Genomic DNA, 18,310 nt, shown 5'->3' on the forward strand with positions numbered 1-18,310 from the left:
ATGGTTGTGCTGAATCGCATCTATACGAAGACTGGTGACGACGGCACGACAGCGCTCGGCTCGGGCGAACGCCGTCCGAAGTATGATTTGCGCATCGAGGCCTATGGCACGGTGGACGAGACCAATGCCGCGATCGGCGTCGTGCGTCTCCATACCCATGATGCGCCCGAGTTCGATGCGATGCTCGGCCGCATCCAGAACGACCTGTTCGATCTCGGTGCCGACCTCGCCGTGCCCGAGCGTGAGGGCAAGGTGGAACGGCTGCGGGTGGTGGCAAGCCAAGTCGAGCGGCTCGAGCACGACATCGACGCGCTCAACGACAAGCTCGCGCCGCTCACCTCCTTCGTGCTGCCGGGGGGAACGCCCGCTGCCGCCTACCTCCATGTCGCACGCACGATATGCCGCAGGGCGGAACGCGTGATGGTGGAACTGGCTGCCCAGCCGGGCGAGCCGGTCGGCGCTGCTGGTATCCAGTATATGAATCGCCTGTCGGACTTCCTGTTCGTGGCCAGCCGCGCCGCCAACCATAACGGCGCCGGCGACGTGCTCTGGGTTCCAGGCCAGAACCGCTGACCCATTGGAGCGGCGCATTTCTAAGGTCTAAAATTTGGCCCCTTCGCGCGTTGACCGGGCCGGGTCAGGCCTTTAGGTTCCGCGCCAGTTGATAACCCCCCTCCCAAATTGAGTGAAAGAGGATCGATGAAGGTCTTAGTGCCGGTAAAGCGGGTGGTCGATTACAACGTCAAGGTCCGCGTCAAGGGCGATGGATCGGGCGTTGAACTCGCCAACGTCAAGATGTCGATGAACCCGTTCGACGAAATCGCGGTCGAGGAAGCGCTGCGCCTGAAGGAAGGTGGCAAGGCCACCGAGGTCGTGGTGGTTTCCATTGGGCCGGCGCAGGCGTCGGAGACGATCCGCACCGGTCTTGCCATGGGCGCCGATCGCGGCATCCTGGTGAAGGCCGAGGGCACCGTCGAGCCGCTCGCCGTCGCCAAGATCCTGAAGAAGGTCGCTGAGGAAGAGCAGCCGGGCCTGATCATCCTCGGCAAGCAGGCGATCGACGACGACAGCAACCAGACCGGCCAGATGCTGGCCGCGCTGCTCGGCTGGTCGCAGGCGACGTTCGCCTCGAAGCTCGAGGTCGAAGGAAGCGACTTCAAGGTCACCCGTGAAGTCGACGGCGGTCTGCAAACCGTGAAGCTGAAGGGACCGGCGATCGTGACCACCGACCTGCGTCTCAACGAGCCGCGCTACGCCTCGCTGCCCAACATCATGAAGGCGAAGAAGAAGCCGATCGCGGAGAAGACCGTCGCCGATTACAGCGTTGACGTCACCGCGCGCCTCGAGGTTCTCAAGACGACCGAGCCGGCGGGCCGCAAGGCCGGCGTCAAGGTCAAGGACGTCGCCGAGCTGGTGTCGAAACTCAAGAACGAAGCCGGGGTGCTCTGATGACGACGCTTCTGATTGCCGAACACGACAACGCGTCGTTGAAGGATGCGACCAACAAGGCCCTGACCGCGGCCGCCGCGCTCGGCGCGGACGTCGAGGTCCTAGTGGCCGGCGAGGGTGCCAAGGCCGCGGCGTATGCCGCCGCCAAGCTCGCGGGCGTGAAGAAGGTGCTGCTCGCCGATGGCGCGCTTTACGCGCACGATCTTGCCGAGCCGCTGGCCGCGCTGATCGTCTCGCTGGCCCCGTCCTATGACGCGATCGTCGCGCCCGCGACCTCGCGCTTCAAGAACGTGATGCCGCGCGTCGCAGCCCTGCTCGACGTCATGCAGGTCTCGGAGATCATCAAGGTGGTCGCCCCCGATACCTATGAGCGTCCGATCTATGCCGGCAACGCCATCCAGACGGTGAAGTCGAAGGACGCCAAGAAGGTCATCACGGTGCGGACCTCCACCTTCGCCGCAGCGGGCGAGGGCGGCAGTGCGCCGGTCGAGAGCGTTCAGGCGGCGGCTGATCCGGGCCTGTCGTCGTTTGTTGGCGAGGAGGTCGCCAAGAGCGACCGTCCCGAGCTGACCTCGGCGAAGATCATCGTCTCCGGTGGCCGTGCCATGCAGAGCCGCGAGAATTTCGCCAAATACATCGAGCCCCTCGCCGACAAGCTCGGCGCCGGCGTCGGTGCCTCGCGCGCGGCGGTGGACGCCGGCTATGCGCCGAACGACTGGCAGGTTGGGCAGACCGGCAAGGTCGTGGCCCCCGAGCTCTATGTCGCGGTGGGCATTTCCGGCGCGATCCAGCATCTGGCCGGCATGAAGGACTCCAAGGTGATCGTGGCGATCAACAAGGACGAGGACGCGCCGATCTTCCAGGTCGCCGATTACGGCCTGGTCGCCGACCTCTACCAGGCGGTTCCGGAGCTGACGGCCGAACTCGGCAAGCTCGGCAAGTAAAAGCCGTTCAAAACACCGGTCGGAGGTATACACTCCGGCCGGTGTTTCATTTTTGAGGCGTTTTCTTTGGCGTGGGGCACGTCGGGGGAGCGATCCAATCTAGGTTTCGAGCCAAGGTTCTGATTAAATCAAGGCTCTGATCAATCAGACCTCCCGGCTTGGGGGATAGGCAGGCGCGATATGCGCGCCGTTCCGGTGGATGACATTATGGCGGCAGTGATCAAGAAGGTCGGCGTGATCGGCGCGGGGCAGATGGGCAATGGCATCGCGCATGTTGCGGCGCTGGCTGGCTTCGACGTGGTGCTCAACGACGTTTCGGCCGATCGCCTCAAGTCGGGCATGGCCACGATCAACGGCAATCTGGCCCGCCAGGTCTCCAAGAAGGTCGTCACCGAGGAGGCCAAGACCAAGGCGCTGTCGCGCATCGTGGCCGCCGAGAAGCTCGACGATCTCGCCGACTGCGATCTCGTGATCGAGACCGCGGTCGAGAAGGAAGAGGTCAAGCGCAAGATCTTCCACGAGCTCTGCGCCGTGTTGAAGCCCGAGGCGATCGTCGCCTCGGATACGTCCTCGATCTCGATCACGCGCCTTGCCGCCGCCACCGACCGGCCCGAGCGCTTCATCGGCATTCACTTCATGAATCCGGTGCCGCTGATGGAGCTGGTGGAACTGATCCGCGGCATCGCCACCGACGATGCGACCTTCGAGGCGTCCAAGGAATTCGTCGCCAAGCTCGGCAAGCAGGTCGCGGTCTCCGAGGATTTCCCGGCCTTCATCGTCAACCGCATCCTGCTGCCGATGATCAACGAGGCGATCTACACGCTGTACGAAGGCGTCGGCAATGTCGAGGCGATCGACGCGGCGATGAAGCTCGGGGCGCACCATCCGATGGGTCCGCTCGAGCTCGCCGATTTCATCGGCCTCGATACCTGCCTGTCGATCATGCAGGTGCTGCACGAGGGCCTCGCCGACTCCAAGTACCGTCCGTGCCCGCTATTGGTGAAATACGTCGAGGCCGGCTGGCTCGGCCGCAAGACCCAGCGCGGCTTCTACGATTATCGCGGCGCCAAGCCGGTTCCGACGCGCTGACGTCGTAGGGTGGGCAAAGGCGCGACGCGCCGTGCCCACCATGTCTCCGCAACTAGGATGCTGATTGGTGGGCACGCTTTGCTTTGCCCACCCTACGGCTCCGTGACAATTCATGTCGCGTTAACCCCTCGCGCCTAGGTTACGGCCGGTACGAGGGTTCGCGTAATGGATATGATGGCAATGGTCAGCACCATGCTGGCCGCTCAGCAAGGCGCGTTGCAGTCGAATATCGCGGCGACGCTGACCAAGCAGAACATGGATATGGAGAAATCCACCATCCTGACACTGATGGGCGCCGGTCAACCCTCGCTCGCCAATGTCGGCCCCGGCGTCGGCGGCAATCTCAACGTTACGGCCTGAAACCCTTAAAGCGCCGCGGCGGCCTTGCCCGTCGCAGCCCGGATCAGCTTGAGCGCGTCCTCGCTCGCCCATTCCGCCGGTCCGGAGATCGTCGCGATCTCGCAGCCCTGCGGGTCGACCAGCACCGAGGTCGGCATGCCGAGCGCCCGGCCTATGGCCTTAAGATCCTGGAAAACCTTGGCTTTCTGATCGTTGAAATAGCCGAGCCGGGTCAAATTGGCCTCTTTCAGGAAGGTTTTGGGCTTCTCGGGGTCGCGGGTGTCGATATTGATCGCCACCACCTCGAAATTCGGGCCCGAAAGCTTGCCCTGGAGCTCGTCCAGCGCCGGCATTTCCTTCCGACAGGGCACGCACCAGGTGGCCCAGAGGTTCACCAGCAGCGTCTTGCCGCGGAAATCGGATAGCTTTTTCGGCTTGCCGTCGGCGTCCTCGAAAGCGAGGTCGGGCAGCTTCAGGGGCGCGCTCGCCATGGTCAGCGCCGCCACCTCGCCATGGGCGAGCGGGGCGATCTTTTGCGCCGTAGCCACTGCCGCCCGGCAGGCCGGATCGCCGGTAGGCGCCCGGCTCAGGCCCAGCCCGTACAACGCAGCGAAGCCGGCCAGCCCGCCGACCGCCACGGTGGCGATGACGAGGGGGATCCGGCGCGTGGCGGAGGGCTTCGTGTCGAGCATATCGTTTGTCATCCGGTCGCAGATATGGCTATCAGGGGCCTCTTAATACGGCTGGCGGCGGCCAGCAAACGTGACCAGCGACTAGCAAGGCGTGAGCAGGGGATCATGAGCAACAAGATGTGGGGCGGCCGGTTCTCGGAACGTCCCGATGAGATCATGGAAGAGATCAACGTCTCCATCGACGTCGATCGTCACCTCTATGCCCAGGACATTGCCGCGTCCAAGGCCCACGCCGCGATGCTTGCCACGCAGGGCATCATCACGGCCTCTGATGCGAAAAATATCGGCAAGGGTCTAGACACGATTTTGTCAGAGATCGGCAAGGGCGGCTTCACGTTCAAGCGCGCGCTCGAGGACATTCACATGAATGTCGAGAGCCGCCTGTCCGAGCTGATCGGCCCCGCCGCCGGCCGGCTGCACACCGCGCGCTCGCGCAACGACCAGGTCGCCACCGACTTCCGGCTCTATGTCCGCGACGTTCTCGACGAGACCGATGCCGCGCTCGCCGCGTTCCAGCAGGCTCTGGTGGAACGCGCGCTGGAGCATGCCGGCACCGTGATGCCCGGCTTCACGCATCTGCAGACAGCGCAGCCCGTGACCTTCGGCCATCATTTGCTCGCCTATGTCGAGATGGCCGCGCGCGACCGCGGCCGTTTCCAGGACGCCCGCAAGCGGCTCAACGAATCGCCGCTTGGCGCCGCCGCGCTTGCCGGCACCTCGTTCCCGATCGACCGCCACGCGACCGCAAAGGCGCTTCTGTTCGACCGGCCGATGGCGAACTCGCTCGACGCGGTCTCCGACCGCGACTTCGTGCTGGAGACGCTGTCGGCGGCTTCCATCTGCGCCGTGCACATGTCGCGCTTTGCCGAGGAGATCGTGATCTGGACCTCGCCGCTGGTCGGCCTCATCCGCCTCAGCGACAAGTTCACCACCGGCTCCTCGATCATGCCGCAGAAGCGCAACCCGGATGCCGCCGAGCTCGTACGCGCCAAGACCGGCCGCGTCATCGGTGCGCTCAACGGTCTCCTGATCGTGATGAAGGGCCTGCCGCTCGCCTACCAAAAGGACATGCAGGAGGACAAGCAGGGCGCGATGGAGGGCTTTGCCGCGCTGTCGCTCGCCATCCGCGCCATGACCGGCATGGTCCGCGACCTCGCGCCCGATGAGGCCAAGATGAAGGCCGCCGCCGGCGAGGGCTATGCCACCGCGACGGATCTGGCCGACTGGCTGGTGCGGACGCTGAAGATGCCGTTCCGCGAGGCGCACCACGTCACCGGCCGCATCGTGGCCAAGGCCGCCGAGGGCGGCGTGGCGCTGCACGAGCTGCCGCTGAAGGAGATGCAGGCGATCGAGCCCAGGATCACCAAGGATGTGCTCGGCGTGCTCTCGGTCGAATCGTCGGTGAAGAGCCGGACCAGCTTCGGCGGTACCGCGCCGAAGAACGTGGCGTCGCAGGCAAAGAGCTGGGCGAAGCGGCTGGAAAAAGAGCGAAAATTGGGCTGAGGGGCAAAATTTCGCTTATGTTTCATGGTCATCCGGCTCTCGCCAGAGCGCGCCAATCTCTGTATGGTGCGCCCCGCGTAGTGGGGAATTCGTCGTGACGTCAAAGTTTCGCCCGGCCGGCTCGGGGTGGGCCATCATTGTCTTGAGCCTGACGGCGCTCGCGCTTGCCGGCTGCGGCCGCAAAGGTCCCCTCGACCTGCCGCCGACCGCCTCCGGCGCGTCCACGGCCAACGTCGCAGCTCCAACCGACACCGAGACCGCAGCCCAAAAGACGCCGAGCCTGTTCAACCCCAGCTCCGCCGCCGACGCCGCCCCCGCGGCGTCCAAGGGCAAGAAGAAACCGTTTATTCTCGACCCGCTCCTGGACGACCAACCCAGCAAATAGGCTGGGGCAACTGAGCCAACGCCATGAACCATTTCGACTACCGCAACGGCGTGCTGCACGCCGAGGCGGTGAACCTGTCCGAGCTGGCCGCAACCGTCGGCACGCCGTTCTATTGCTATTCGACCGCGACGCTGGAGCGGCATTACCGCGTCTTCGCCGATGCTTTCGCCGGCGAGAAGGTGCTGGTCTGCTACGCCATGAAGGCGAACTCCAACCAGTCGGTGCTGCGTACGCTCGCCAGGCTTGGCGCCGGCGCCGACGTGGTCTCCGGCGGTGAATTGAAGCGTGCTCTGGCCGCGGGTATCCCCGCACGCAAGATCCTGTTCTCCGGCGTCGGCAAGACGGAAGACGAGCTGCGCGCTGCGCTCGCCGCCGACATCCTCTGCCTCAACGTCGAATCCGAGCCGGAGCTCGAGCTGTTGTCGCGCCTTGCGACCGAGATGGGCAAGACCGCGCGGATTTCCGTGCGCGTCAATCCCGATGTCGACGCCGGCACGCATGCCAAGATCTCCACCGGCAAGTCCGAGAACAAGTTCGGCATCCCGATCGCACATGCTCGCGAGGTCTATGCGCGCGCGGCGAAGCTGCCCGGGATCCAGGTGACCGGCACCGACGTGCATATCGGCAGCCAGATCACCGATCTGTCGAAGATGGAGACGGCGTTTCGCATCCTCTCCGAATTCGTGCAGACGCTGCGCGCCGACGGCCACGACATCTCGCATGTCGATTTCGGCGGCGGCCTCGGCATTCCCTATTACATGGATCGCGAGGCGCCGCCGGCGCCCGATGCCTATGCCGCCATGGTCAAGCGCGTCAGCCATAATCTCGGCTGCACGCTGATGTTCGAGCCGGGCCGCATGATCGTCGGCAATGCCGGCATCCTGGTTGCCAAGGTGATCTATGTGAAGCACGGCGACGGCAAGAATTTCGTCATCATCGACGCTGCGATGAACGATCTGATCCGCCCGACGCTGTATGAAGCCCATCACGACATCCTGCCGGTAACGCAGCCGGCCAGGGACGCGGCCACGATGGTGGCCGATGTCGTCGGGCCGGTCTGCGAGACCGGCGACTATCTCGCGCTCGACCGCACGCTGCCGACGCCGAAGGCGGGCGATCTCCTCGCCATCATGACCGCCGGCGCATATGGTGCGGTGCAGGCCGGCACCTACAACACGCGGCCGCTGGTGCCCGAGGTGCTGGTGAAGGACGACCAATACGCCGTGGTTCGCCCGCGCATCGATGTCGAGCAACTGATCGCGATGGACACGCCGGCGCCGTGGCTGTGAGGCGTGTCGTGATCTCATCGTGAGACGCGACGTAACCTCGACAATTTCGGTGTCGTCCTGGCGAAAGCCAGGACCCATTACCCCAGGGAGTACTTTGGCGGGAGGCTGGTAACCACGAGTCTTCGCCAAACCTCGCCCTGTGGTAATGGGTCCTGGATCAGCGCTTGCTACGCTCGCTTGTCCAGGACGACCTGGAAAGGGGATGCGCGAGAAAACTACTTCCCCGCTAAACCGCCCGTCTTCCCCCCAACCACAACCCCCGCCTTCTTCTCGATCGGCTTGATCGCCGCGGTGAAATCGGAATCGGCGCCTTCCGCGCTGATCACGGTCTCCCACAGGCGCCCCACGGCGTCCGCGACCTCCATCGACAGGCCGAGCTGCTTCATTTCCTCCAGCGCGAGGCGCACGTCCTTCACCATCAGCCCCGTGGCGAAGCCGAAATCGAACGTGCGCGGCAGCACCGAGCGCGGAAATTTGTCGCGGCTCGCGGTGTTCATGCCCGAGCCGGCATTGATGACGTCGATCATCACGGCGGGATCGAGCCCGGCCTTCACACCCATGACGACCGCCTCCGACGTCGCCACGATCGCGGTGGCCGAGAGGAAATTGTTGGCGAGCTTCATGGTCTGCGCGGCGCCCGGCTTCTCGCCGATGAAGAACACTTTTCCGATCACATCGAGCGCCGGCTTGAGCAGTTCGAACTCCGCCTTCGGCCCCGACACCATTACCGCCAGCGTGCCCTTCTCGGCGCCGCCGACGCCGCCGGAGACGGGGCAGTCGATCTGTACGATGTCGCGCTTGGCGAGCAGGCCGTGAATCTTCGAAGCCATCGTCGAGCCGACGGTGGACAGATCGATGAAGCGCTTGACGCGGCTCCCCTCGATCACGCCGTTCGTCCCCGTTGCAACTTCGAGCGAAGCCTGCAGCGAGGGCAGGCTCGCCATCACGGTCTCGACCCGATCGGCAACGTCCTTTGGCGACGTCGCCGGCGTCGCACCGCGCGCCACGAGCTTGTCCACGACCTCCTTGCGCGTGTCGAACACGACGAGCCGGTTGCCAGCCTCGATCAGCCGCCGCGCCATCGGGAAACCCATGTTTCCGAGGCCGATGAATCCGATGTCCATGGTGTTTCCTTGTGTTGATTATTCGTTGTTGTCGTGAAAATCCGCGCTCTATCCCCGGTGTCGTCCCGGACAAGCGCGCCTCAAGCGCGCGCAGATCCGGGACCCATAGCCCCAGGGAGGAGTCGCAGCGCGAAAGCGGTCACTCCGAGTCCCGCTAACCACATCCGCCTGCGGTGATGGGTCCCGGATCGGCGCTACGCTCCGCTTCGCTTGTCCGGGACGACAGTGGCGAGAGCCTGCCCCCTCACGCCTTCCCATCAATCTCCGCGAACACCTCGCGCGCGATGCGAAAGCTGTCGACTGCGGCCGGCATGCCGCCGTAGATCGCGATCTGCATCAGGATCTCGCGGATCTCGTCGCGGGTGACGCCGTTGGTGAGCGCGCCCTTCAGATGCGCACGGAATTCGTGCTGGCGGTTGAGGATCGCGATCATCGCGATGTTGAGCATGCTGCGGGTCTTGCGCGGCAGCTCCTCGCGGCCCCACACCGTGCCCCAGCAATATTCGTTGAGCATCTCCTGGAACGGACGGTTGAAGTCGTCGACGTTCTTCAGGGCGTTGTTGACATAGGCTTCCCCCAGCACCGCTTTGCGGATTTCCAGGCCCTTGTCGTGCATCTTCTTGTCCATGGCGTTTCCTTCGTTTCCCTTTGCATGTCCCTTGGATGGCGGCGCGGAAATTACGGGGTTGCGGCGGGCCAGTCACGTCCTCGTGTTATGCGGGAAAAGGGGTGTCTCCCGTACGGGAACGGATGCCTCAGTGCTGCCGTTGTGATACGCTCTCCTCTACCGGGCAACCTGGAGAGCTTATTGAACGGCGTCACCCCTGACCCGTCAGACCCGATCCGCGATGGCGACGCTCTGTCGCGGTTGAAGCTGGCGCAGGCCCTTGATCGGGCGAGATATGCCATCGCGTGGGAGCGTGCCTGGCCGAATCTGGCGCGGCTTCTGACCGTCGTCGGCCTGTTCCTGGCGCTGTCCTGGGCCGGTCTCTGGCTGGCGCTGCCGTTCCTTGCCCGCGCCATCGGTCTCGTCGTTTTCGCCGGCATCGCGATTGCCGCCCTGTTCCCGCTGGTTCGCTTCCGCTGGCCGAGCCGCGAGGAGGCTTTGGGCCGGCTCGATCGCGGCTCCGGCATTCGTCACCGCCCGGCCACCACGCTCACGGACACGCTGACCTCGCAGGACCCGGTTGCGAAGGCGCTGTGGCAGGCGCAGCGTGAGCGCACGCTGGCCTCGCTCAAGCGCATCCGTGCCGGTCTGCCGCGCCCGCGGCTCGCTCTGCATGATCCTTGGGCGCTGCGTGCGCTGGTCATGGTGATGCTGGTTGCGACCTTCTTCGCCGCCGGCGACGAGCGTGCGATGCGGCTCGGGGCGGCCTTCGACTGGAGCGGCGTGCTGGCGCCGACCAATGTTCGCGTCGATGCCTGGGTCACGCCGCCGCTCTACACCGGCAAGCCGCCGGTGATCCTGTCGGCCGCCAACAGGGAGGCCGCGGCGCTGCCCGCCAGCGGCCCGCTCGCCGTTCCCGCCGGCTCGACCCTGATCGTGCGTTCCTCCGGCGGCAGCCTGGATGTCGCCGTCTCCGGCGGCCTCAAGGAGATCGCCCCCACTGAAGCCACGCCCAAGGGCACCAACGAGAAGCATTTCGCCATCACCGGCGACGGCACCGCGCATGTCCGCGCGCCCTCCGGCCAGCCGCAATGGGCGTTTGCGGCAACGCCGGACCGCGCGCCGACGATTGCGCTGGCCAAGGATCCGGAGCGCCAGGCGCGCGGCGCGCTTCAGCTCTCCTACAAGATCGAGGACGATTACGGCGTCACCGGCGCCGAGGCGCACATTGGCCTGCGCGCCGCCGATGCCAGGGACGGTGCGAAGGACGGCGCGAAGGAAGCCACCAAGGACGCCGATACCAAGGCGGCCGCACGGCCGCTGTTCCAGCCGCCGCAATTCCCGCTGGTGCTGCCGAATGCGCGCACCCGCAACGGCGTCGGCCAGACGGTGAAGGACCTCAGCGAGGATCCCTATGCCGGCGCCGACGTCACGCTGACGCTCACCGCCAAGGACGAGGCCGGCAACGAGGCTAGAAGCGAACCCTTCAACATGCGCCTGCCCGAGCGGCTGTTCACGAACTCGCTGGCGCGCGCGCTGATCGAGCAGCGCCGCATCCTCGCGCTCGACGCCAACAAGAATTCCGACGTCTATGCCGCGCTCGACGCGCTGATGATCGCGCCCGAATTGTTCACCCCGGATGCCGGCTGCTATCTCGGTCTCCGCAGCCTCGCGGTCCAGCTCGAGGCGGCCCGCACCGACGACGCGATGCGCGACGTCGTGGCGAGCATGTGGGCGTTCGCAGTCACCATCGAGGACGACGGTGTCGCCGGCAGCGTCAACGCCGCGCTGCGCTCGGCGCAGGACGCGCTCAAGCGGGCGCTGGAGCGCGGTGCCGGCGAGGACGAGATCAGGGTGCTGACGCAAAAGCTCCGCGAGGCCATGGCCGGCAAGGTGCGCGACCTCGCCCGGCGCGCGGAGCAAAATCCGCTGGGACCCCGGCAGCCGTTCCCCGCGGAAGTCCAGCTCATCCTCGACAAGGCCGTCGAGCTGCGACAGAAGACCCAGCACGCGACGCCCGAGCAGCTCGAGGAGCTGGCGCAGCAGCAGGACGCATTGCGTCAGCAGCTTCAGGCCTATCGGAAGTCGGCGAGCAACCGGGCCAAGGCGGGGGACGACGGGGCCAACCAGTTTACGCGGGACCGGAAATGCGGAAGCTAGCGTGCGTGCCAGTCTTGAAGGCGATCTCGATCGCCTGCCTCGCCTTCCTGTTGGGAGGCCTTCCGTCCGTCGCTGCCCAGCAGGATCAGGATCCCGATGCGCTGCTCGATGGCGCGGAAAAGGCGATGCAGGATGCCGGCGATAACCTCCGGCAGAAGGAATCCGGGCGCAGCCTGAACAATCAATCCGATGCCATTCAGAAGCTCGAGGAGTACAAGCGCGCGACGGAAAGGAACCAATCCTCCAATCGCGATCGCTCCGTCATCACGCAGCGGGATCTGGAAGATCTCCTGAAGCAGATCGAGAAGGCGGCGCGCGAAGGTAATCGCGAGGCGGCGCAGCGCATGCTCGAGCAGCTGGCGCAGATCATGGAAAATCTCCAGATGGCGCAGCCCGGCCAATCCGGCGACAGCGACATGGAGCAGGCGCTCAACGAGCTCAGCGACATGATCCGCAAGCAGCAGCAATTGCGCGACAAGACCTACAAGCAGGGCCAGGACTCCCGGCGTGACCGCTCGCGCGGCAAGCAGCAGGGCGATCAGTCGATGTCAGACCTCCAGCAGGACCAGCAGGCGCTGCGCGACCGGCTGAAGAAGCTGCAGGACGAGCTCGCCAAGCGCGGCCTCACGCAGAAGGGACAAAAGGGCCAGAAAGGGCAGCAGGGGCAGAAGGGCGACCAGGGACAGCCCGGTCAGGATGGCGATCAGGACGGTGACGATGACGACGGCAGCCTGGACACCGCCGACGGTGCCATGGGCGATGCCGGCTCAAAGCTCGGCGAGGGCAATGCAGACGGCGCCGTGGACTCGCAGGGCAAGGCTCTCGACGCCTTGCGCAAGGGTGCGCAGAAGATGGCCGAGGCGATGCAGCAGGGGGATGGCGAGGGGCAGGGCGATGGTCCCGGCAACCGGGCCGGCCGCCAGCAGAGCGGCGGCAATCAGACCGATCCGCTCGGTCGCCCGCTTCACGGCCGTGAGTTCGGCGACGACTATACGGTCAAGATCCCCGGCGAGATCGACGCCCAGCGCGTCCGCCGCATCCTCGAAGAGCTCCGCCGCCGCTTAGGGGATACCTCGCGTCCGCAGATCGAGCTCGATTATATCGAGCGGCTGCTGAAGGATTTTTGAGGCGATAGCGCGACTATCTCCCCAATGTCGTCCTGGCGAAGGCCAGGACCCATTACCCCAGGGAGTGGTTTGGCGAAGACTCGCCGTCCGGTACGGCTATCGATTCCTAAAAGATAGACCTCGCGGTATGGGTCCTGGCCTTCGCCAGGACGACACCGTGTATGAGGGACGAGGATCGCGTAACAGCAGTGCTACAAGTGCGGCGCGCGCTACCTCTTCTTCGCCGCCAGCGCGTCCGCCACCGCGGTGCGGATGTCGGCGACCGAGAACGGTTTTGTCACGACGTCATGCACCAGCGCGTTGAGGTTCGAGGCGCGCTCGCGCTGGTCGGCAAATCCGGTCATCAGCAAAATCGTCAGGTCGGGAAAATCGCGCGCGGCGGAGAGCGCCAGCGCGATGCCGTCCATGACCGGCATCTGGATGTCGGTGAGCAGCAAATCGAAGGCGCCGTCCTCGCGGGTCAGGATCTCCAGCGCCTCGGCGCCGTCCTGCGCGGTCACGGTCTCGTGCCCGTCCATGGCGATGGCGCGCGCCACCAGTTGGCGCATCGAATCCTCGTCGTCGGCGATCAAGATTCTTGGCATGGGACCAACCTTGGGACCAACCTCCCGTGCGGACCTTGCGAGCCTGATTACACGCTGCCGCCGGCAATGTCGCGCCGGTTGAAGAAGCGAACGTCGATATTGCGGCCCTCCGGCGGCGGGGAGGCTAGGCGCGAGCGGAAGAAGGCGCGCTCGCCGGGCCGCAGCACGGTCTGCTCCAGCACCGTATTCCAGGCATAGATCTCCGCGCCCTGCGCGTCGCGCACCGCGAAGCGCAGCCGCGGGATATCGAGCGGCTTCTTGCCCTCGCCGACGATGACGCCCTCGATCACCAGCACCTGCTTACCGTCAACGGTCTCGCTGGACAGCTTGACGTCCTTGAAGGCCAGCCCGCGCAGGTTAACGTCGAGGCCGACCATCTTGTAGAAGGCCGCGGTCTGCGGCAGCAGCCGAACCATATCGCCGCGCCAGACGATCAGGGCCAGCACCAGCGCGCCCATGGCGGCGCAGGCGGTCGGCAGGCCGAAATGGGACTTTCGCGGCGCCGCCGTGGGGGCCTGACGCCTCACCCGTGCCCCGCGCCGGCTGAACAGGCCGCGGAACCAGGACTGGTGCTGCGCGCCGTCGACCTCGTCCTCGGCGTCCCGGGCCGCCGCCGACCACTCGTCCTCGGTCTCCTTGGCGTCCTCCTCCGGCCAGTCGCTGGCGATGGAGGGGCTGTCGACCACAGGCGTGTCGGTGGCGCCGTCGTCCTTGGCGTAGGAGTTCCACTGCTCGGCGAGGTCGGACTGGTCGTCGGCCTGGCTGGCTGCGGCCATGGCCGGGACGGACGCCTCCTCGATGGCATCCTCGGCATAGGCGACCCAGGTCTGCTTGCATCGGGAGCAGCGGACTGTCCGCCCGTTCGCCCCCAGGCTTGCAAGCTTGATGGCGTAGGATGTCGTACAATGGGGGCAGACGATATGCATGGACGAGCCTTGATGCATGAACGAGTCTTGACGATGCCAAGGTCGCGGAGACCCGGGCGTCCTGGATGCTACAGGGCGACCGTTAACGAACCGGAAACCATAACGGTCGCAAAAACCGTTGATCGCGTGTGGCGGAGCGTCGCGTCGCGGCCATCGCCCCCTCTCGAACGGAGCTGAGCTTGGTTCGGTTCGAAAATGTCGGATTGCGTTACGGCCTGGGGCCGGAGATCCTGCGCGACCTCAATTTCCAGATCCCGGCGCACTCCTTCCAGTTCCTCACCGGCCCGTCCGGCGCCGGCAAGACCTCGCTCTTGCGCCTGCTGTTCCTGTCGCACCGGCCGACGCGCGGCCTCGTCAACCTGTTCGGCCACGATATCTCGCAGCTCGGCAAGGACGAGATCGCCGACTTGCGCAAGCGCATCGGCATCGTGCTCCAGGATTTCCGCCTGCTCGACCACATGACGACCTACGAGAACGTCGCGTTGCCGTTTCGCGTCATGGGCCGCAGCGAGTCGAGCTATCGCAAGGAGGTCATCGACCTCTTGCGCTGGGTCGGACTCGGCGAACGCATGGACGCGCTGCCGCCGATCCTGTCCGGCGGCGAGAAGCAGCGTGCGGCGATCGCGCGCGCCGTGATCTCGCGGCCGCAGCTTCTGCTCGCGGACGAGCCGACCGGCAGCGTCGATCCGACGCTCGGCCGCCGCCTGCTGCGCCTTTTCATCGAGCTCAACAAATCGGGCACCGCCGTCATCATTGCGACCCACGACATCGGCCTGATGGATCAGTACGAGGCGCGGCGGCTGGTGCTGCATCAGGGACGGCTGCACGTCTATGAGTAAGCCCGACGAGCGCGGCGTGCTGGTCGATCTCGGACAGGAGCGTCCGCAGCTTCCGGCCAAGGCGCGCAACATGTCGCCGATCGTGCCGCGCGCCTCGATCCACGGCCGCGCGCTGGTCGCCGTCGTCGCCATCATGACCTTCCTCGCCTCGATGACCACGGGCACGGTGCTGCTGGTCAGCGCCTCCGCCGCCGAATGGCAGTCGGACGTCGCGAGCGAAATCACCATCCAGGTTCGCCCGCAGTCCGGGCGCGACCTCGAGCGCGACACCGCCGCGGTGACCGAGGCAATGCGCGCGCAAGCCGGTATCGTCGAGGTCAAGCCGTTCACCAAGGACGAGAGCGGCAAGCTGCTCGAGCCCTGGCTCGGCACCGGACTGTCGATGGACGATCTGCCGGTGCCGCGCATGATCATCGCGCGCGTGCAGCCCGGCACGGCGCTCGATCTTGCCGCCTTGCGCGCCCGCGTGACGCAAGTGGCGCCAAGCGCCAGCGTCGACGATCACCGCGCCTGGATCGAGCGCATGCGCTCGATGACCAACGCCACCGTGCTCGCCGGTCTCGGCATCCTCGCGCTCGTCATCATCGCGACAATCATCTCGGTCTCGTTCGCGACCCGCGGCGCCATGGCGGCGAACCGTCCGATCGTCGAGGTCCTGCATTTCGTCGGCGCCGGCGACCGCTACATCGCCAACCGCTTCCTGCGCCATTTCCTCAGGCTGGGCCTGGAGGGCGGCGTGATCGGCGGCGGCGCCGCCATGCTGGTGTTCGGCTTCTCCGAGTCGATCGCCGGCTGGTTTTCGGGGACGCCCGTCGGCGACCAGTTCGCCGCCCTGCTGGGCACCTTCTCGCTGCGGCCCTCCGGCTATGTCGTGCTCGCGGTGCAGGCGGTGCTGATCGGCGCCATCACCGCCGTCGCCTCGCGCCAGACGCTGTTCGCGACGCTGAATGATGTGGATTGAGGTTGTGCTTCTTCCTTCCCCCGTGTGGGAGAAGGTGAATAAACCGGACTCCACTTCGCCTCAAAACGTTTTAAAATCATCCGGGGAAGGGATTACCGACATCGCATGACCTCGCCGACCGACGATCGATCGCCGAAATTGCCGCGCGGCTGGCTGCGCGCAGCCGTGGTGTCGACGATCGCGTTCGCCTTCGTCGGCGCGGCGGCGGGCTTCATCGCGTTCCTGTCGCAGTTGCGCGGCGCCGAGATCGCGCCGGACCGCAAGGCGGACGGCATCGTGGTCCTGACCGGCGGCTCCTCGCGGGTGTCGGATGCGATGGAGCTGCTGGCTGCCGGCTACGGCAGGCGGCTCCTGATTTCCGGGGTGCATCCGACCTCGACCGCAAGCGACATCTCGCGGACCCTGCCGGAGAACCAGTCCTTCATGACCTGCTGCGTCGACCTCGACCGCACCGCGCTCTCGACCCGCGGCAACGCCGCGGAGGCGCGGCGCTGGGCGCAGGCGCGCCGGTTCAAATCGCTGATCGTGGTGACCTCGAACTATCACATGCCGCGCGCGCTGGTGGAATTCTCGCACGCAATGCCGGAGACGATTCTGATCCCGTTCGCCGTGGTCGGCGACAAATGGCGCGAGGAGCCGTGGTGGGCCTCGGCGTCCACCTTGCGGCTGCTGCTGTCGGAATATGTCAAATATATCGCGGCCGAAGTCAGGGTGCGGCTGGAGGATTTCGGGATTGACCTTTCGCCCGAAGTATCGGAGCAGCCTCCCGGGATGCAGCCGAAGCGGCCCGCCACTGCACAGGCCAATTGATCGGCAATTGATCGGATCGTCGATGTTCTTGATTTTCCTGCGCTCGCTCGTGTTCAACGTGCTGTTCTACGCCGTGCTGGTGTGTCTCGCGATCGTGGCGCTGCCGACCTTTGCAATGCCTCCGTGCGCCATGCTGACGGTCGCGCAATGGTGGGCGAAGGCGACGCTGGTCCTGATGCGGGTGATCTGCAACATCAAGGTGGAATTCCGCGGGCAGGAGAAGATCCCGCAGGGGCCGCTGGTGATCGTGGCAAAGCATCAGTCGTTCTGGGAAACCTTCGTGCTGCCGGGATTCTTCGACCGCCCGATCTTCATCCTCAAGCGTCAGCTCATGCAGATCCCGGTGTTCGGTCAGTTCCTGGTCAAGACCGGGATGATCGCGATTGACCGCAAGGCCGGCGTGAAGGCGCTGCTGGACATGACGCGGCGGGCGCGCGACGCGGTGCGCAGCGGCCGCCAGCTCGTGATCTTTCCGGAAGGCACGCGCCGCGCGCCGGGCGCGCCCCCCGACTACAAGACCGGTTTTGCGCAGATCTATTCGTCCTGCGGCGTGCCGTGTCTGCCGATTGCGCTCAATTCCGGCCTGTTCTGGCCGCGCCGCACCTTCATGCGCTATCCCGGCACGCTGGTGGTGGAGTTTCTCGATCCGCTGCCGCCGGGCCTGCCGAAGGACGAGTATCTCTCCCGCGTGCAAACGGCGATCGAAGAGGCGACCGACCGCCTCGTCGAAGCGGGCCGCAAGGAGCAGGAGCAGCTGATCGGTTCGGCGCCGAGCTACGCGCCGACTGGCAGCTAGCGGCTTTCGCGATCTTCGCTCGGAGCCGGCGCGTGCAGGGAATGCGCCTCCCCATGCAGCATCGTCGCGAGCTGATGCAGTTGCTTGTCGCGAAAGCCTTCGGCCTCGATCGCCTTCACCGTCGCCGTCACGTAGTCGCGGTTGGCCCCGGACTGGCCGTGCCCCTGGAGCACGTGGCGATGCTGATCGGCGAGCGACAGCCGGCCGGCATATTGCACATGGCCGCGGTCGACGACATAAGCGAGTGCGGAGACGCGCTGCCGCGCATCGTTCTCCAGCCACACCGAACGCATCACCTCGCGATAGACCGACGTCACCTGCTCGCGTTCCCGCAAATAGGCGACGACGTCGGCACGGTTCTTTTCGGCGACGCGGAAGGCGATGCCGCGACAGGCGCCGCCGCGATCGAGCCCGAGCACCAGGCCCGGCTTCTCCGGCGTGCCGCGATGCACGAAGGAATAGACGCAGAGCGCACGATGCTCGCCGACCAGCCGCGCCGGGACGCGCTCCTCGAACTCGAAGCCCGGCCGCCACATCAGCGAGCCGTAGCCGAACACCCAGAGGTCGCCGTTGGCTGTGGTGACGGAGGGGAGGGTGATTTCCGACATGGCGGGCACGGCTACCAGAACCGCGCCCCCAAGCGAAGCGAATTCTCCGCCTTTCGGAGCAAGCCAACCTCGCTTACA

The 18,310-nt window shown here is 65.8% G+C and carries 20 protein-coding genes; 14 read left to right on the plus strand and 6 right to left on the minus strand.

Going from position 1 to position 18,310, the window contains the following annotated elements:
* The 5 genes from ACFLEY_RS04770 to ACFLEY_RS04790 all read left to right on the plus strand — a co-directional run bounded on the left by ACFLEY_RS04770 (window position 1) and on the right by ACFLEY_RS04790 (window position 3,842).
* Window positions 1-573 (plus strand): cob(I)yrinic acid a,c-diamide adenosyltransferase, encoded by a 573-nt coding sequence (locus ACFLEY_RS04770; RefSeq protein ID WP_011084194.1) that lies wholly within the window; start codon window positions 1-3, stop codon window positions 571-573.
* A gap of 126 nt (window positions 574-699) precedes the next feature.
* Window positions 700-1,449: an electron transfer flavoprotein subunit beta/FixA family protein gene (locus ACFLEY_RS04775; RefSeq protein WP_060910113.1), complete on the plus strand. Its 750-nt coding sequence runs from the start codon at window positions 700-702 to the stop codon at window positions 1,447-1,449.
* Window positions 1,449-2,393: an electron transfer flavoprotein subunit alpha/FixB family protein gene (locus tag ACFLEY_RS04780; protein WP_211433836.1), complete on the plus strand. Its 945-nt coding sequence runs from the start codon at window positions 1,449-1,451 to the stop codon at window positions 2,391-2,393. Before ACFLEY_RS04775 ends, ACFLEY_RS04780 begins: the two co-directional genes overlap by 1 nt.
* 207 nt (window positions 2,394-2,600) lie before the next feature.
* On the plus strand, window positions 2,601-3,482 hold the full coding sequence (locus ACFLEY_RS04785; RefSeq protein WP_011084197.1) for a 3-hydroxybutyryl-CoA dehydrogenase: 882 nt from the start codon (window positions 2,601-2,603) through the stop codon (window positions 3,480-3,482).
* A 165-nt stretch (window positions 3,483-3,647) separates the two neighbouring features.
* Window positions 3,648-3,842, plus strand: a complete 195-nt coding sequence (locus tag ACFLEY_RS04790; RefSeq protein WP_038965352.1) for a hypothetical protein — start codon at window positions 3,648-3,650, stop codon at window positions 3,840-3,842.
* Window positions 3,843-3,847: 5 nt separating this feature from the next.
* On the opposite strand, the gene ACFLEY_RS04795 is transcribed toward ACFLEY_RS04790, so the two are convergent.
* Window positions 3,848-4,513, minus strand: a complete 666-nt coding sequence (locus tag ACFLEY_RS04795) for a thiol:disulfide interchange protein TlpA (RefSeq protein WP_060912866.1) — start codon at window positions 4,511-4,513, stop codon at window positions 3,848-3,850.
* 105 nt (window positions 4,514-4,618) lie between these two features.
* Here ACFLEY_RS04795 and argH point away from each other — a divergent pair, with 105 nt between their 5' ends.
* The 3 genes from argH (at window position 4,619) to lysA (ending at window position 7,690) form a co-directional block, all read left to right on the plus strand.
* A complete protein-coding gene (gene argH, locus ACFLEY_RS04800) occupies window positions 4,619-6,016 on the plus strand; it encodes an argininosuccinate lyase (protein WP_060910114.1) in 1,398 nt (465 codons plus the stop codon).
* 94 nt (window positions 6,017-6,110) lie between these two features.
* Complete coding sequence (locus ACFLEY_RS04805) at window positions 6,111-6,401, plus strand: lipoprotein (protein ID WP_011084200.1); 291 nt, start codon at window positions 6,111-6,113, stop codon at window positions 6,399-6,401.
* Window positions 6,402-6,424: 23 nt separating this feature from the next.
* Window positions 6,425-7,690, plus strand: a complete 1,266-nt coding sequence (gene lysA, locus ACFLEY_RS04810; RefSeq protein WP_011084201.1) for a diaminopimelate decarboxylase — start codon at window positions 6,425-6,427, stop codon at window positions 7,688-7,690.
* A 215-nt stretch (window positions 7,691-7,905) separates the two neighbouring features.
* Here the strand turns inward: lysA and ACFLEY_RS04815 are convergent, their stop codons facing one another.
* Together ACFLEY_RS04815 and ACFLEY_RS04820 are read right to left on the minus strand one after the other, a co-directional pair.
* Complete coding sequence (locus ACFLEY_RS04815) at window positions 7,906-8,814, minus strand: NAD(P)-dependent oxidoreductase (protein ID WP_060910116.1); 909 nt, start codon at window positions 8,812-8,814, stop codon at window positions 7,906-7,908.
* Window positions 8,815-9,058: 244 nt separating this feature from the next.
* A complete protein-coding gene (locus ACFLEY_RS04820; protein WP_060910117.1) occupies window positions 9,059-9,442 on the minus strand; it encodes a carboxymuconolactone decarboxylase family protein in 384 nt (127 codons plus the stop codon).
* A gap of 180 nt (window positions 9,443-9,622) precedes the next feature.
* On the opposite strand from ACFLEY_RS04820, the gene ACFLEY_RS04825 reads away from it, so the two are divergent.
* The gene (locus tag ACFLEY_RS04825) at window positions 9,623-11,581 is read left to right on the plus strand and encodes a TIGR02302 family protein (RefSeq protein WP_396604542.1); all 1,959 of its coding nucleotides are present in this window, start codon (window positions 9,623-9,625) and stop codon (window positions 11,579-11,581) included.
* On the plus strand, window positions 11,569-12,708 hold the full coding sequence (locus ACFLEY_RS04830) for a DUF4175 family protein (protein ID WP_060910119.1): 1,140 nt from the start codon (window positions 11,569-11,571) through the stop codon (window positions 12,706-12,708). The genes ACFLEY_RS04825 and ACFLEY_RS04830 overlap by 13 nt, the downstream gene beginning before the upstream one ends.
* A gap of 209 nt (window positions 12,709-12,917) precedes the next feature.
* On the opposite strand, the gene ACFLEY_RS04835 is transcribed toward ACFLEY_RS04830, so the two are convergent.
* The gene (locus ACFLEY_RS04835; RefSeq protein ID WP_028173540.1) at window positions 12,918-13,292 is read right to left on the minus strand and encodes a response regulator; all 375 of its coding nucleotides are present in this window, start codon (window positions 13,290-13,292) and stop codon (window positions 12,918-12,920) included.
* Window positions 13,293-13,339: 47 nt separating this feature from the next.
* The gene (locus tag ACFLEY_RS04840; RefSeq protein ID WP_038965355.1) at window positions 13,340-14,218 is read right to left on the minus strand and encodes an MJ0042-type zinc finger domain-containing protein; all 879 of its coding nucleotides are present in this window, start codon (window positions 14,216-14,218) and stop codon (window positions 13,340-13,342) included.
* Window positions 14,219-14,397: 179 nt separating this feature from the next.
* On the opposite strand from ACFLEY_RS04840, the gene ftsE reads away from it, so the two are divergent.
* From ftsE to ACFLEY_RS04860, 4 genes are all read left to right on the plus strand, one after another.
* Window positions 14,398-15,057 (plus strand): cell division ATP-binding protein FtsE, encoded by a 660-nt coding sequence (gene ftsE, locus ACFLEY_RS04845; protein WP_027544305.1) that lies wholly within the window; start codon window positions 14,398-14,400, stop codon window positions 15,055-15,057.
* Complete coding sequence (locus ACFLEY_RS04850) at window positions 15,050-16,018, plus strand: ABC transporter permease (RefSeq protein ID WP_011084208.1); 969 nt, start codon at window positions 15,050-15,052, stop codon at window positions 16,016-16,018. Before ftsE ends, ACFLEY_RS04850 begins: the two co-directional genes overlap by 8 nt.
* A 105-nt stretch (window positions 16,019-16,123) precedes the next feature.
* Window positions 16,124-16,828, plus strand: coding sequence for a YdcF family protein (locus tag ACFLEY_RS04855; protein WP_011084209.1), 705 nt, complete (start codon window positions 16,124-16,126; stop codon window positions 16,826-16,828).
* A 22-nt stretch (window positions 16,829-16,850) separates the two neighbouring features.
* On the plus strand, window positions 16,851-17,624 hold the full coding sequence (locus ACFLEY_RS04860) for a 1-acyl-sn-glycerol-3-phosphate acyltransferase (protein WP_060912867.1): 774 nt from the start codon (window positions 16,851-16,853) through the stop codon (window positions 17,622-17,624).
* Here the strand turns inward: ACFLEY_RS04860 and ACFLEY_RS04865 are convergent.
* Entirely contained in the window at window positions 17,621-18,232 is a 612-nt protein-coding gene (locus ACFLEY_RS04865) for a gamma-glutamylcyclotransferase (protein ID WP_060910121.1), read from the minus strand. The two genes, ACFLEY_RS04860 and ACFLEY_RS04865, sit on opposite strands and share 4 nt — an antisense overlap.
* Window positions 18,233-18,310: the final 78 nt, after the last annotated feature.

The sequence above is a fragment of the Bradyrhizobium sp. YCK136 genome, from assembly GCF_044570075.1.
Classification (GTDB): Bacteria; Pseudomonadota; Alphaproteobacteria; order Rhizobiales; family Xanthobacteraceae; genus Bradyrhizobium; species Bradyrhizobium diazoefficiens.

Excerpts from the sequence above, each read along its gene's own strand:
- ACFLEY_RS04770 (WP_011084194.1), top strand. The coding sequence starts at position 1 with ATGGTTGTGCTGAATCGCATCTATACGAAGACTGGTGACGACGGCACG.
- ACFLEY_RS04775 (WP_060910113.1), top strand. The coding sequence starts at position 700 with ATGAAGGTCTTAGTGCCGGTAAAGCGGGTGGTCGATTACAACGTCAAG.
- ACFLEY_RS04780 (WP_211433836.1), top strand. The coding sequence starts at position 1,449 with ATGACGACGCTTCTGATTGCCGAACACGACAACGCGTCGTTGAAGGAT.
- ACFLEY_RS04785 (WP_011084197.1), top strand. The coding sequence starts at position 2,601 with ATGGCGGCAGTGATCAAGAAGGTCGGCGTGATCGGCGCGGGGCAGATG.
- ACFLEY_RS04790 (WP_038965352.1), top strand. The coding sequence starts at position 3,648 with ATGGATATGATGGCAATGGTCAGCACCATGCTGGCCGCTCAGCAAGGC.
- ACFLEY_RS04795 (WP_060912866.1), bottom strand. The coding sequence starts at position 4,513 with ATGCTCGACACGAAGCCCTCCGCCACGCGCCGGATCCCCCTCGTCATC.
- argH (WP_060910114.1), top strand. The coding sequence starts at position 4,619 with ATGAGCAACAAGATGTGGGGCGGCCGGTTCTCGGAACGTCCCGATGAG.
- lysA (WP_011084201.1), top strand. The coding sequence starts at position 6,425 with ATGAACCATTTCGACTACCGCAACGGCGTGCTGCACGCCGAGGCGGTG.
- ACFLEY_RS04815 (WP_060910116.1), bottom strand. The coding sequence starts at position 8,814 with ATGGACATCGGATTCATCGGCCTCGGAAACATGGGTTTCCCGATGGCG.
- ACFLEY_RS04820 (WP_060910117.1), bottom strand. The coding sequence starts at position 9,442 with ATGGACAAGAAGATGCACGACAAGGGCCTGGAAATCCGCAAAGCGGTG.
- ACFLEY_RS04830 (WP_060910119.1), top strand. The coding sequence starts at position 11,569 with ATGCGGAAGCTAGCGTGCGTGCCAGTCTTGAAGGCGATCTCGATCGCC.
- ACFLEY_RS04835 (WP_028173540.1), bottom strand. The coding sequence starts at position 13,292 with ATGCCAAGAATCTTGATCGCCGACGACGAGGATTCGATGCGCCAACTG.
- ACFLEY_RS04840 (WP_038965355.1), bottom strand. The coding sequence starts at position 14,218 with ATGCATATCGTCTGCCCCCATTGTACGACATCCTACGCCATCAAGCTT.
- ACFLEY_RS04850 (WP_011084208.1), top strand. The coding sequence starts at position 15,050 with ATGAGTAAGCCCGACGAGCGCGGCGTGCTGGTCGATCTCGGACAGGAG.
- ACFLEY_RS04855 (WP_011084209.1), top strand. The coding sequence starts at position 16,124 with ATGACCTCGCCGACCGACGATCGATCGCCGAAATTGCCGCGCGGCTGG.
- ACFLEY_RS04860 (WP_060912867.1), top strand. The coding sequence starts at position 16,851 with ATGTTCTTGATTTTCCTGCGCTCGCTCGTGTTCAACGTGCTGTTCTAC.
- ACFLEY_RS04865 (WP_060910121.1), bottom strand. The coding sequence starts at position 18,232 with ATGTCGGAAATCACCCTCCCCTCCGTCACCACAGCCAACGGCGACCTC.